Raw genomic sequence first — 12,872 nt, 5'->3', positions numbered from 1 at the left:
GGTAAATCCCCTATAGATATTATGGAGTCTATTTTTTTGTTCAAAACGAGTGATAGTACTTATTTCTCATTGAAATTATAGTCTGAATTTGATATGATGGTCTTATGGATAAAAGTAGAGCAAATCGTGTTGGGCACGATAAAAAGAGAATCGGTTTAATAGCCCTAGTAGCTATCTTTTCAGTAAGTATTTGCGTCCTTGGTTCAATGATTGGATACAAAGTATATACAAAACAAAGTTTCGAACAAAAAATTGAGTCTTTAAAAAATGATAAAGATGATCAATTGACTGCGGGAAATCAGAAGGATCATTTTCGTAAGGGACGAGCAGAAGTAATTGCCTATTATCCTCTCCAAGGGGAGCAAGTGATTTCATCTGTAAAAGAAATCATGACACAGGATATTAAGGAAAATCTGGGAGACAAAGAAAATCTGGTTTTTTATTATACGGAGAAACAGGATTCGACTTTAAAAGGGATTGTCAACCGAAGCGTGATGAAACAAGTCTATGATTTAACTTCGTCAAAAGTTGAAGAGACTGAAAAAACTAGTCTGGCAAAAGTACATTTGACAGAAGATGGTAAACCTTTCACACTTGATCAATTATTTTCAGATGCTAGTAAGGCCAAAGAGAAACTTATAAAAGAACTGACTTCTTTTTTACAGGATAAGAAATTGGAGCAAGAAAAGATTGATCAAGTTGTTAAAGGTTTCTCTGACCAAGACTTGTCTGCATGGAATTTTGATTACAAGGATAGTCAGATTATCCTTTATCCAAGTCAGTCAGTTGAAAATCTAGACGAGATTGCCTTGCCAGTATCTAGTTTCTTTGAAGTTATTCAGTCCTCTTATTTATTAGATAAGGATGCAGAGCTATATAAGGCTTATTATGAAAAGAAAAATCGTAAAGTAGTGGCCCTGACTTTTGATGATGGACCAAATCCTACGACGACAAATCAAGCATTAGATACTCTTTCTAAGTATGGTATCAAGGCAACTTTCTTTGTTCTAGGTAAGAATGTTTCTGGAAATGAAGAGATTTTGAAACGTATGAAATCGGATGGCCATGTTATTGGAAACCATAGTTGGAGTCATCCAGTGCTTTCAAAACTTTCCCTTGATGAAGCTAAAAAACAGATTACTGATACTGAGGATGCGCTAACTAAAGTGTTGGGTTCTAGTTCCAAACTCATGCGTCCGCCTTATGGAGCCATTACAGACGACATTCGCAATAGTTTAGATTTGAGCTTTATTATGTGGGATGTGGATAGTTTGGACTGGAAGAGTAAGAATGAAGCAGCGATTTTGACAGAAATTCAGCGTGAAGTTAAGAATGGTTCTATTATTCTCATGCATGATATCCATGCTGAAACAGTGAATGCTTTACCAAAGGTCATTGACTATTTGAAAGGGCAAGGTTATGACTTTGTAACAATTCCAGATTTGTTAGATACTCGTCTTAAACCTCACCAGCTCTATTACGACCGTGACCAATAATACACAAAATCTAAAGAGATAAGTTTTCCTTGAAAATTTACCTCTTTGGATTTTCTTCTCATAGAAAGGGAAAATAATGAAATCTTATACTTTAAATAATGGTGTTCCGATTCCAGTACTGGGATTTGGAACCTGGAAAGCTGAAAATGGAGAGATTGCCTACCAAGCTGTACTAGAGGCTTTAAAGGCAGGCTATCGCCATATCGATACGGCAGCTATTTATAAAAATGAAGAAAGCGTTGGTCGTGCCATTCAAGATAGTGGAGTTCTGCGTGAGGAAATTTTTGTAACCAGCAAACTCTGGAATACAAATCATAGCTATGAGCAAGCTCGTCAGGCTTTTGAAGAGTCTTTAGAGAAGCTGGGCTTGGAATATTTGGATTTGTATTTGATTCATTGGCCAAATCCAAAACCGCTCAGAGAAAATAACCACTGGAAAATCCGAAATTCAGAAGTTTGGAGAGCGATGGAAGACATCTATCAAGAAGGCAAAATCCGTGCTATCGGTGTTAGTAATTTCCTTCCCCATCATTTGGATGCCTTGCTTGAAACAGCAAAAATTCTTCCAGCGGTCAATCAAGTTCGTTTGGCTCCAGGTGTGTATCAAGAGGAAGTCGTAGATTACTGTCGAGAAAAAGGAATCTTATTGGAAGCTTGGGGCCCTTTTGGTCAGGGAGAACTGTTTGATAGCAAGCAAGTGCAAGAAATCGCGTTAAATCACGGTAAATCGGTTGCTCAGATAGCCTTGGCCTGGAGCTTAGCAGAAGGATTTTTACCACTTCCAAAATCTGTCACAGCTTCTCGTATTCAGGCTAATCTTGATTGCTTTGGAATTGAACTGAGTCATAAGGAATGTGAAACCTTAAAAACAATTGTTGTTCAGTCTGGTGCTCCACGAGTTGATGATATGGATTTCTAGAAAATCATAAAAAGAATTGTACATTGTTCCAATTTTTGATATAATAGTCAACAGGAAAGAAAGTCTTATGGCGTTCTTCAAGCGAACTTGGGATAGTGGGAGCCAAGTAGGGCAAAATAAAGAACTGGCGCTTTCTGTAATATTTTTAAAAACAATGAAGTAATAAATTAGGGTGGAACCGCGTTTCTGACGCCCCTAGTCGCAAGGCTTGGGTGTTGAAATTCGGTTCTTTTTGAATTCGTCTAATGCCTAAGTAGAAAGGAGCATAATGCTTAAAGGATCTTGTTTATGTAAAGCAGTGACCTACACTCTAGATGAGGAATTATCGGAATTAGTTTTTTGTCATTGCTCATTTTGTCGGAAAGCAACTGCGTCTGCCTATACAGTTAGTGCTAAAGTTAGCAGTGAAAAGCTAGTATTGCATGGAAAAGAAAAGCTTGTTTCCTATAGTTCTTCTCCAGGAAAACAGCGTTATTACTGCCAGAACTGTCATAGTCAAATTTTCACTGTTCAAGAAAATATACCAGAAGTCTGTGCTTTGAAATTAGGTACAATAGATGAAAGCGATCAGAATTTACAAACTGTTCCTAAACGTCATATTTTTCAGGACCCAGCCTTTTCTTGGTTGCTTGAAAAATAAATCTAAGAAGATAATATAAATTAAAGGAGTATTCAATGTCTAAGAAATTAACATTTCAAGAAATTATTTTGACTTTGCAACAATTTTGGAATGACCAAGGTTGTATGCTTATGCAGGCTTATGATAATGAAAAAGGTGCGGGAACAATGAGTCCTTACACTTTCCTTCGCGCTATCGGACCTGAGCCATGGAATGCGGCTTATGTAGAGCCATCACGTCGTCCTGCTGACGGTCGTTACGGAGAAAATCCTAACCGTCTTTACCAACACCACCAATTCCAGGTGGTCATGAAGCCATCTCCATCAAACATCCAAGAACTTTACCTTGAGTCTTTGGAAAAATTGGGAATCAATCCTTTGGAGCACGACATCCGTTTTGTTGAGGATAACTGGGAAAACCCATCAACTGGTTCAGCTGGTCTTGGTTGGGAAGTTTGGCTTGACGGTATGGAAATCACTCAGTTCACTTATTTCCAACAAGTTGGTGGATTGGCAACTGGCCCTGTGACTGCGGAAGTTACCTATGGTTTGGAGCGTTTGGCTTCTTACATCCAGGAAGTAGACTCTGTCTATGATATTGAGTGGGCTGATGGTGTAAAATACGGAGAAATCTTCATCCAGCCTGAGTACGAGCACTCAAAATATTCATTTGAAATTTCTGATCAAGAAATGTTGTTGGAAAACTTTGATAAGTTTGAAAAAGAAGCTGGTCGTGCCTTGGAAGAAGGATTGGTGCACCCTGCCTATGACTATGTTCTCAAATGTTCACATACCTTTAACCTACTTGATGCGCGTGGTGCGGTATCTGTAACAGAGCGCGCAGGCTATATCGCTCGTATCCGTAACTTGGCCCGTGTCGTAGCTAAAACCTTTGTCGCAGAACGAAAACGCCTAGGCTACCCACTTTTGGATGAAGCAACACGAGCTAAACTCTTAGCAGAAGACGCAGAATAGTGAGTAATATTGTGCTCTAAAATCGTTAGAGGCAAGTCGAAGACTTGCTAGAGGGATATGCACCGCCGTACTGTTATGTGGGGATTTTTGAAACCTTAGGTTCAAAAATTAGTCAGCTAAATCCACTTTGATGAGACTGTTGGAAATCTTGATCAATTTAGTATTAGATTTCCATACAGACTCACAAAGTTAGTTAGCGACGTCCCCAGTACCTAAGGTGCATATCAAAAAAGATTGAAGAAAATGTAAAGGAAAAAACATGACAAAAAACTTATTAGTAGAACTCGGTCTTGAAGAATTACCAGCCTATGTTGTCACACCAAGTGAAAAACAACTAGGCGAAAAAATGGCAGCCTTCCTCAAGGAAAACCGCCTGTCTTTTGAAGCTGTTCAAACCTTCTCAACACCACGTCGTTTGGCTGTTCGTGTGACTGGTTTAGCAGACAAACAGTCTGATTTGACAGAAGATTTTAAGGGGCCAGCAAAGAAAATTGCCTTGGATAGTGATGGAAACTTCACCAAAGCAGCTCAAGGATTTGTCCGTGGAAAAGGATTGACTGTTGAAGATATCGAATTCCGTGAAATCAAGGGTGAAGAATACGTCTATGTCACTAAGGAAGAAGTTGGTCAAGCAGTTGAAGCCATTGTTCCAGGTGTTGTGGATGTATTGAAGTCACTGACTTTCCCTGTCAGCATGCACTGGGCTAACAACACCTTTGAATACATCCGCCCTGTTCACACTTTAACTGTTCTTTTAGATGAAGAAGAGTTTGATTTGGATTTCCTTGATATCAAGGGAGGTCGTGTCAGCCGTAGTCATCGTTTCTTGGGGAAAGAAACCAAAATTCAGTCAGCATTGAGCTACGAAGAAGACCTTCGTAAGCAGTTTGTAATCACGGATCCTCGTGAACGAGAGCAAATGATTGTTGATCAAATCAAAGCAATCGAAGTTGAGCATGGTGTACATATCGAAATTGATGCGGACTTGCTTAATGAAGTCTTGAACTTGGTTGAATACCCAACTGCCTTTATGGGAAGTTTTGATGCCAAATACCTTGAAGTTCCAGAAGAAGTTTTGGTGACCTCAATGAAAGAACACCAACGTTACTTTGTTGTTCGTGATCAAGACGGTAAACTCTTGCCCAACTTCATTTCTGTTCGTAATGGAAACGCAGAGTATTTGGAAAATGTCATTAAAGGAAATGAAAAAGTCTTAGTAGCCCGCTTGGAAGACGGTGAATTCTTCTGGCGTGAAGATCAAAAATTGGTGATTTCAGATCTTGTTGAAAAATTAAACAATGTCACCTTCCATGAGAAGATTGGTTCCCTTCGCGAACACATGATTCGTACAGGTCAGATTGCTATTCTCTTGGCAGAAAAAGCTGGTTTGTCAGCGGATGAAACGATTGACCTAGCCCGTGCAGCAGCTATTTACAAGTTTGACTTGTTGACAGGTATGGTTGGCGAATTTGACGAGCTCCAAGGAATTATGGGTGAGAAATATGCCCTTCTTGCTGGGGAAACTCCAGCGGTGGCAGTTGCTATTCGTGAACACTACATGCCTACATCAGCCGAAGGAGAACTTCCAGAGAGCAAGGTTGGAGCCATTCTAGCTATTGCAGACAAATTGGATACGATTTTGAGTTTCTTCTCAGTAGGCTTGATTCCATCAGGTTCTAATGACCCTTATGCCCTTCGTCGTGCGACCCAAGGTGTGGTTCGTATCTTGGATGCCTTTGGTTGGCACATTGCTATGGATGAGTTGATTGATAGCCTTTATGCTTTGAAATTTGACAGCTTGACTTATGAAAATAAGACAGAGGTTATGGACTTTATCAAGGCTCGTGTTGATAAGATGATGGGCTCTACTCCAAAAGATATCAAGGATGCCGTTCTTGCAGGATCAAACTTTGTTGTGGCGGATATGTTGGAAGCGGCAAGTGCTCTCGTAGAAGCAAGCAAGGAAGAAGACTTCAAATCATCTGTTGAATCACTTTCACGTGCCTTTAACTTGGCTGAGAAGGCAGAAGGATCCGACACGGTTGATCCAGCTCTCTTTGAAAATGAAGAAGAGAAAGCCTTGGCAGAAGCGGTAGAAACACTCGTTTTATCAGGATCTGCAAGTCAGCAATTGAAACAGCTCTTTGCGCTTAGTCCAGTTATTGATGCCTTCTTTGAAAATACTATGGTTATGGCCGAAGATCAGGCTGTCCGTCAAAATCGTTTGGCTATCTTGTCTCATTTAACTCAAAAAGCAGCTAAACTTGCACGATTTAACCAAATTAACACTAAATAAAATTTGATAAACGGACTTTATCTTATCACAAAGGAGAAGAAATGGATCAGAAAAAAATTGATCGTATCAACGAGCTTGCTAAAAAGAAAAAAACAGAAGGCTTGACCCCAGAAGAAAAAGTAGAACAAGCCAAACTACGTGAGGAGTACATCGAAGGTTATCGTCGCTCTGTTCGTCACCACATTGAGGGAATCAAAATTGTGGACGAAGAAGGAAACGATGTTACACCAGAAAAACTACGCCAAGTTCAACGTGAGAAAGGTTTACATGGTCGTAGTCTCGATGACCCAAATTCATAATAAGTATTCTTTCTTTTAACAAAGATAGATGAAATAATAACTAAAAGACTAGCAGTTTTTGTCTGCTAGTCTTTTGTCACTTAAAAAGGAACCAAGATGGTTCCTAAAATAATCAGTTACTTGCTCCAGATGTAGCGTCAGCGCCACCACCGTGACCTCCAGCATCACCTGCATCAGAAGCTCCAGATGTGGCATCTGCTCCGCCATGTCCTCCAGCAGGAGCTGCAGCATTTCCACCAACTAGACGTTGACCAGTTGTATTGAGGTACCAGTCAAGCCATGGTTGGAAATTAAAGATAATCTCATTAATTCCAGCATATGAACCATCTGGATAGTACATTGCTTGGTAATTATGGGTATTAATAACACCTTCAGGTGTTCCTGGCACAATTGTACGGACATATTCTTGATCTCCGTTACGCAATACACCGACAACCCATTCAACGTTTTTCATTCTAGAATCTGGCAATGTACCGTGTACTGTTCCTAATCTATTTCCTGATTGAGCACGTACACGTTTACCAAACATTGTATCTGGGTCTTGGTGTGCGTTATTAAAGTACAAGAATTGATTGTTATCATCTGCAAATGTCAACTCAAATGGCATTGCTTTCAAGAACATGTCAAGTTGGTTAACTGTCAAGATACCGTGGTCTAATTTAACGTAAGTATCTCCAGAAACAGCTCCAACAAGTTCAGCAGCTTTTTCTACCCATTCAGGATCATCTGGATCAACACCTTGGATGGTAGTTGCAATTGAATTTGTACAATATAAATCTTCTGGCTCAATTGGTTTTGGTTTTTTCAATTTTGAAACGACTCCCACATATTTTACAAAGTTGTCCAAGCATGTTTCAAGGAAATTAACAGTTCCTTCATTTATGATATTCCCATTAACATCAAAAGCTTCTTTGGCTTTACCAAGAAGGAATTCATTTCCAGGAAGTGTGTAGGCATTGACACCTGGAGCGTCAAGAATTTTACGAAGGTGAACTTGGGCACGAGAAGTACCTTGGTCGTAGTAAGAAGCACCTACAATCATGACTGGCTTGTTTTCAAATGGATGAACTTCGTATGAAAGCCATTCAAGAACAGATTTTAGGGAAGCTGAGATTGTGTGGTTGTGCTCAGGAGTAGCGATAATAACACCATCAGCACGAGTAATTTTGTTATATAAATAACGTAATTGGAAACTTTCGTCCCATTTTTCGTCTTGGTTAAACATTGGAACTTCGTCAATTTCAAGAACTTCTAATTCAAATTTGAGTTTGAAGTGACGGCGGATAAATTCCAAGAGTTTACGGTTATATGATTGATCGTAGTTTGATCCTACAAGTCCAACAAATTTCATTCTTTTTGGTCTCCTATCTTACAAATTTTCCCAGTCAAAGTCTTCAGCATCTTTGCGAAGTAGTGCTTGTGCGTTACGCAATTTTTCTGTGATTTTTACAAAGATACGGAAGTCGTCAAAAGTGGCATCCAATTTTTTAATAACATCAAGATCCACTAGGTCTCCACTTGGGTTGAAGGCTTGAAGAGAGTGTGAAAGCAAGAATTCATCAGGAAGGACACTTGCTTTAATTTCTGGAGCATTCAAGATTTGACGAAGTTGTAATTGGGCACGTGATGAACCAAGTGTACCGTAAGAGGCACCTGTAATCATGATTGGTTTGTTCAAAAGTGGATAGATACCATATGACAACCAAGCAAGAGCGCTCATCAAAACAGCTGGGATAGAGTGGTCATACTCAGGAGTACCAATAATAACGCCATCTGCCTCTTCAATTTTAGCAGCAATTTCTAGAATTTCAGCAGGTACTTGCTTGTCAGCTGGTTTGTTGAAGACAGGAATGTCTTTAATTTCAACAAGTTCAATTTCAGCTTTTTCAGCAAAGTGTTTTTGCATGTATTGAAGCAATTGGCGGTTTGTAGAACGTTTTGAATTTGTTCCAACAATAGCAATAAGTTTTAACATGAGATTTCCTTTCTCTTTTTACATAATACAATTTTAAAACTCCATTGAAACATTTGTTTCTATAGAGTAGGAATTCCTGAAGAACAGCTTAGGTGACCTTCCTTATCGATGAGGATAGCTTCGATGCCCACCAAACTTTCGACTTGCCAGAGGATAGAAGCAGGTCTTTCTCCAAATAGACGAGTTGTCCATATTTCACCATCGACTGATTTATCAGAGATGATTGTTAGACTAGCTAGTTCTGTTTCAACAGGATATCCTGTTTGGCTGTCAAAAATATGATGGTAATCTTTTCCATCGACAGTCAGGCGACGTTCATAAATGCCTGAAGTCACGACAGATTTATTGACAACAGGGATGGTCATTAAGTGATTTCCCCTCGGATTGGCTGGGTCTTGAATTCCGATTTGCCAAGGCTGATTTCCTCTTGCCTGATTTTTTCCAATAGTCAGGATATTCCCTCCCAGATTGATCAAGGCAGATGTCACTCCCTCTTCTCTAAGAAATTGGGCAACCTTATCCGCACTATAACCCTTGGCTAAACAACCAAGATCGATTTTCATTCCTTTTTGTTTTAAAAACACAGTGGAAGTGGAAGAATCTAACTCGATATAATGAGGATTGATTAAAGGGAGAACCGATTCAATTTCTTGGGGTTGGGCCACTTTGGCATCTGAAAAACCGATGCGCCAGGTTTGAATTAAGGGGCCAATACTGATATTGAGATGGCTAGAGGGCGCTAGGCTATGCTCTAATCCAAGTGAAATCAGCTCAAACAAATCAGGATGAACTTTGACTGGAGCTATGCCAGCTTGATAATTAATCTCCATCAACTCAGATTCTTGAGTATTGGCATTGAAGCGGTATTCAAGCTCTTTGAGCAAATCAAAGGATTTTTGGAGCAAGCTATCGGCTCGCTCATCTACTAATGAAATAGTGATAGTAGTACCCATTAGCCGTTCGGAATGTGAACTAAGAGGCAAGCTACCAACTCCTTTCTCTTATGAAAAGAAGGCTGAAATATAGTAAATTTATATTAAATTTAACCCCTTACATTTTCTTTCCATGATACTAGCATACCATAAAGTCAGCGTTTTCACAAATAAAATTTGTAAACTTGTCAAGAAATATGCTCAGGAAATAAAGAGTAATTGTAAGAAAGGCTGATAAAATACAGATTATTTACATTTTTTTACAAAAAAATCGGGAAAATTAGCTAAACTCTTGTAAACGCTAACAGTAAATGTTATACTAGAAGGGTAAATTTAAAATTGAAGGTAGGAATTTTTCTATGAGTAAAATCGTTGTAGTTGGTGCTAACCACGCTGGTACAGCATGTATTAATACTATGTTGGATAATTTTGGAAATGAGAACGAAATTGTTGTATTCGACCAAAACTCTAATATCTCTTTTCTAGGATGTGGAATGGCCCTCTGGATTGGTGAACAAATTGACGGTGCTGAAGGCTTGTTCTATTCTGATAAAGAAAAATTGGAAGCTAAAGGTGCTAAGGTTTACATGAACTCACCAGTTCTTTCAATCGACTATGATAACAAAGTAGTTACAGCGGAAGTTGAAGGAAAAGAGCACAAAGAATCATATGAAAAATTGATTTTCGCTACAGGTTCTACACCAATCTTGCCACCAATCGAAGGTGTTGAAATTGTTAAAGGCAACCGCGAATTTAAAGCAACTCTTGAAAATGTACAATTCGTTAAATTGTACCAAAATGCTGAAGAAGTGATTCACAAATTATCTGATAAGAGTCAACACCTTGACCGAATCGCCGTTGTTGGTGGTGGTTATATCGGTGTTGAACTTGCTGAAGCCTTTGAACGTCTTGGAAAAGAAGTTATCCTTGTTGATATCGTTGATACTGTCTTGAACGGTTACTATGACAAAGACTTCACACAAATGATGGCGAATAACTTGGAAGATCACAACATCCGCTTGGCGCTTGGTCAAACTGTTAAAGCAATCGAGGGTGACGGTAAAGTTGAACGCTTGATTACTGACAAAGAAAGCTTTGACGTGGATATGGTTGTTCTTGCAGTTGGTTTCCGTCCAAACACAGCACTTGCTGATGGTAAGCTTGAACTCTTCCGTAACGGTGCCTTCCTTGTAGACAAGAAACAAGAAACATCTATCCCAGGCGTTTACGCAGTAGGTGACTGTGCGACTGTTTATGACAACGCTCGTAAAGACACTAGCTACATCGCTCTTGCTTCAAATGCTGTTCGTACTGGTATCGTTGGTGCATATAACGCTTGTGGACATGAATTGGAAGGAATCGGTGTTCAAGGTTCAAATGGTATCTCAATCTACGGTCTTCACATGGTTTCAACTGGTTTGACTCTTGAAAAAGCTAAAGCTGCTGGTTACAACGCAACTGAAACAGGCTTTAACGATCTTCAAAAACCAGAATTTATGAAGCATGACAACCATGAAGTTGCCATCAAGATTGTCTTTGACAAAGATAGCCGTGAAATTCTTGGTGCACAAATGGTTTCACACGATTCTGCAATCAGCATGGGAATCCACATGTTCTCACTTGCTATCCAAGAGCATGTGACAATTGATAAATTGGCATTGACAGACCTATTCTTCTTGCCACACTTCAACAAACCATACAACTACATCACAATGGCTGCCCTTACAGCTGAAAAATAAAAATAAATGAGCTATCTGGCCTTAGGTTAAGGTCAGATAGTTTTTTAACTATTCTGTACCCATACAATTATGATTTTTTTATCTTGTGGTTCATCCTTTTCTGACTTAAAATGAAATAGTAGCTACCAATACAAATGATGAGGATAAAGAAATGACTGAAAATCGTTATGAACTAAATAAAAACTTGGCACAGATGCTCAAGGGTGGGGTTATCATGGACGTTCAGAATCCTGAACAGGCCCGTATTGCAGAGGCCGCTGGTGCGGCTGCTGTTATGGCCTTGGAGCGGATTCCAGCTGATATTCGTGCAGCTGGTGGTGTTTCCCGTATGAGTGATCCAAAGATGATTAAGGAAATTCAAGAAGCGGTTAGTATTCCAGTAATGGCCAAGGTCAGAATCGGACATTTTGTTGAGGCTCAGATTTTAGAGGCTATTGAAATTGACTATATCGATGAGAGTGAAGTTTTATCTCCAGCTGACGACCGTTTCCATGTGGATAAGAAAGAATTCCAAGTTCCTTTTGTCTGTGGAGCTAAGGACTTGGGTGAAGCCTTGCGTCGTATCGCTGAAGGTGCTTCTATGATTCGTACAAAAGGAGAGCCGGGTACGGGGGATATCGTCCAAGCTGTTCGTCATATGCGTATGATGAATCAGGAAATTCGCCGCATTCAAAACCTACGTGAGGACGAACTTTATGTTGCTGCCAAGGACTTGCAAGTCCCTGTAGAATTGGTTCAATATGTCCATGAGCATGGGAAATTGCCAGTTGTAAACTTTGCGGCTGGAGGCGTTGCAACGCCAGCAGATGCTGCGTTGATGATGCAATTAGGGGCAGAAGGCGTCTTTGTCGGTTCAGGTATTTTCAAATCCGGAGATCCTGTTAAACGAGCGAGTGCCATTGTCAAAGCGGTAACTAATTTCCGAAATCCTCAAATCTTGGCTCAAATCTCTGAAGATCTAGGAGAAGCTATGGTTGGTATCAATGAAAATGAAATCCAAATTCTCATGGCAGAGCGAGGAAAATAGATGAAAGTCGGAATATTGGCCTTGCAAGGTGCCTTTGCAGAACATGCAAAAGTACTAGATAAATTGGGCGTAGACAATGTCGAAATCAGAAATCTAGATGATTTTCAGCAATATAAGAGTGACTTGTCGGGTTTGATATTACCTGGTGGGGAATCTACAACCATGGGCAAGCTCTTACGTGAGCAGGACATGCTGATTCCTATTCGAGAAACCATTCTATCTGGATTACCAGTGTTTGGGACCTGTGCGGGTTTAATTTTGCTGGCTAAGGAAATTACTTCTCAGGAAGAGAGTCATCTAGGAACTATGGATATGGTGGTCGAGCGAAATGCCTATGGGCGCCAACTAGGGAGTTTCTATACGGAAGCAGAATGTAAGGGAGTTGGTCAGATTCCAATGACCTTTATCCGTGGTCCAATTATCAGTAGTGTTGGAGAGGGTGTAGAAATTCTAGCAACAGTTGACAATCAAATCGTTGCTGCCCAAGAAAAAAATATGTTAGTGACCTCTTTTCATCCAGAATTGACTGATGATGTGCGCTTGCACCAGTACTTTATCAATATGTGTAAAGAAAAAAGTTGAGACTGAGTTTCTCA

The 12,872-nt window shown here is 39.8% G+C and carries 12 protein-coding genes; 9 read left to right on the top strand and 3 right to left on the bottom strand.

The genetic code is table 11. The features are described 5' to 3' along the window. Nucleotides 1-104: 104 nt before the first annotated feature. The 6 genes from pgdA (at nt 105) to KB197_RS07285 (ending at nt 6,603) form a co-directional block, all read left to right on the top strand. Nucleotides 105-1,496: a peptidoglycan-N-acetylglucosamine deacetylase PgdA gene (gene pgdA, locus KB197_RS07310; RefSeq protein WP_064276912.1), complete on the top strand. Its 1,392-nt coding sequence runs from the start codon at nt 105-107 to the stop codon at nt 1,494-1,496. 76 nt (nt 1,497-1,572) lie between these two features. Beyond that, a complete protein-coding gene (locus KB197_RS07305) occupies nt 1,573-2,415 on the top strand; it encodes an aldo/keto reductase (RefSeq protein ID WP_064276910.1) in 843 nt (280 codons plus the stop codon). A gap of 268 nt (nt 2,416-2,683) precedes the next feature. Beyond that, on the top strand, nt 2,684-3,055 hold the full coding sequence (locus KB197_RS07300; protein WP_064276908.1) for a GFA family protein: 372 nt from the start codon (nt 2,684-2,686) through the stop codon (nt 3,053-3,055). A gap of 35 nt (nt 3,056-3,090) precedes the next feature. Then, nucleotides 3,091-4,008 carry a glycine--tRNA ligase subunit alpha gene (gene glyQ, locus KB197_RS07295; protein WP_000038733.1) on the top strand — a complete coding sequence of 306 codons (918 nt, stop codon included), beginning with the start codon at nt 3,091-3,093 and terminating at the stop codon, nt 4,006-4,008. 259 nt (nt 4,009-4,267) lie between these two features. Continuing rightward, nucleotides 4,268-6,304 carry a glycine--tRNA ligase subunit beta gene (gene glyS, locus KB197_RS07290; protein WP_212573839.1) on the top strand — a complete coding sequence of 679 codons (2,037 nt, stop codon included), beginning with the start codon at nt 4,268-4,270 and terminating at the stop codon, nt 6,302-6,304. A gap of 41 nt (nt 6,305-6,345) precedes the next feature. Next, the gene (locus KB197_RS07285) at nt 6,346-6,603 is read left to right on the top strand and encodes a DUF896 family protein (protein WP_020901900.1); all 258 of its coding nucleotides are present in this window, start codon (nt 6,346-6,348) and stop codon (nt 6,601-6,603) included. A gap of 112 nt (nt 6,604-6,715) precedes the next feature. Here KB197_RS07285 and KB197_RS07280 read toward each other — a convergent pair whose 3' ends face one another. From KB197_RS07280 to KB197_RS07270, 3 genes are read right to left on the bottom strand one after another with little or no spacing between them, the layout of a single operon-like run. Next, nucleotides 6,716-7,954: an NAD(P)H-dependent oxidoreductase gene (locus KB197_RS07280; protein WP_212573838.1), complete on the bottom strand. Its 1,239-nt coding sequence runs from the start codon at nt 7,952-7,954 to the stop codon at nt 6,716-6,718. A gap of 18 nt (nt 7,955-7,972) precedes the next feature. Continuing rightward, entirely contained in the window at nt 7,973-8,578 is a 606-nt protein-coding gene (locus KB197_RS07275) for an NADPH-dependent FMN reductase (RefSeq protein WP_000915951.1), read from the bottom strand. Between the two features lie 59 nt (nt 8,579-8,637). Next, nucleotides 8,638-9,561: an FAD:protein FMN transferase gene (locus KB197_RS07270; RefSeq protein ID WP_212573837.1), complete on the bottom strand. Its 924-nt coding sequence runs from the start codon at nt 9,559-9,561 to the stop codon at nt 8,638-8,640. Nucleotides 9,562-9,869: 308 nt separating this feature from the next. Between KB197_RS07270 and nox the strand changes: the two genes are divergently transcribed. The 3 genes from nox to pdxT all read left to right on the top strand — a co-directional run bounded on the left by nox (nt 9,870) and on the right by pdxT (nt 12,858). Then, nucleotides 9,870-11,249 (top strand): H2O-forming NADH oxidase, encoded by a 1,380-nt coding sequence (nox, locus tag KB197_RS07265; protein WP_064276902.1) that lies wholly within the window; start codon nt 9,870-9,872, stop codon nt 11,247-11,249. Between the two features lie 151 nt (nt 11,250-11,400). Next, a complete protein-coding gene (gene pdxS / locus KB197_RS07260; protein ID WP_000138517.1) occupies nt 11,401-12,276 on the top strand; it encodes a pyridoxal 5'-phosphate synthase lyase subunit PdxS in 876 nt (291 codons plus the stop codon). Further along, a complete protein-coding gene (pdxT, locus tag KB197_RS07255) occupies nt 12,277-12,858 on the top strand; it encodes a pyridoxal 5'-phosphate synthase glutaminase subunit PdxT (protein ID WP_212573836.1) in 582 nt (193 codons plus the stop codon). Nucleotides 12,859-12,872: the final 14 nt, after the last annotated feature.

Source organism: Streptococcus sp. 11-4097, assembly GCF_018215285.2.
Taxonomy (GTDB): domain Bacteria; phylum Bacillota; class Bacilli; order Lactobacillales; family Streptococcaceae; genus Streptococcus.
Note: the sequence above shows the minus strand (reverse complement) of the source record. Positions and strands in the feature narration are given on the sequence as shown.

Bases quoted from the DNA above. Each gene is read 5' to 3' on its own strand.
- KB197_RS07300 (WP_064276908.1), top strand. From the start codon at position 2,684: ATGCTTAAAGGATCTTGTTTATGTAAAGCAGTGACCTACACTCTAGAT.
- glyS (WP_212573839.1), top strand. From the start codon at position 4,268: ATGACAAAAAACTTATTAGTAGAACTCGGTCTTGAAGAATTACCAGCC.
- KB197_RS07280 (WP_212573838.1), bottom strand. From the start codon at position 7,954: ATGAAATTTGTTGGACTTGTAGGATCAAACTACGATCAATCATATAAC.
- KB197_RS07305 (WP_064276910.1), top strand. From the start codon at position 1,573: ATGAAATCTTATACTTTAAATAATGGTGTTCCGATTCCAGTACTGGGA.
- pdxS (WP_000138517.1), top strand. From the start codon at position 11,401: ATGACTGAAAATCGTTATGAACTAAATAAAAACTTGGCACAGATGCTC.
- pgdA (WP_064276912.1), top strand. From the start codon at position 105: ATGGATAAAAGTAGAGCAAATCGTGTTGGGCACGATAAAAAGAGAATC.
- glyQ (WP_000038733.1), top strand. From the start codon at position 3,091: ATGTCTAAGAAATTAACATTTCAAGAAATTATTTTGACTTTGCAACAA.
- KB197_RS07275 (WP_000915951.1), bottom strand. From the start codon at position 8,578: ATGTTAAAACTTATTGCTATTGTTGGAACAAATTCAAAACGTTCTACA.
- nox (WP_064276902.1), top strand. From the start codon at position 9,870: ATGAGTAAAATCGTTGTAGTTGGTGCTAACCACGCTGGTACAGCATGT.
- KB197_RS07285 (WP_020901900.1), top strand. From the start codon at position 6,346: ATGGATCAGAAAAAAATTGATCGTATCAACGAGCTTGCTAAAAAGAAA.
- pdxT (WP_212573836.1), top strand. From the start codon at position 12,277: ATGAAAGTCGGAATATTGGCCTTGCAAGGTGCCTTTGCAGAACATGCA.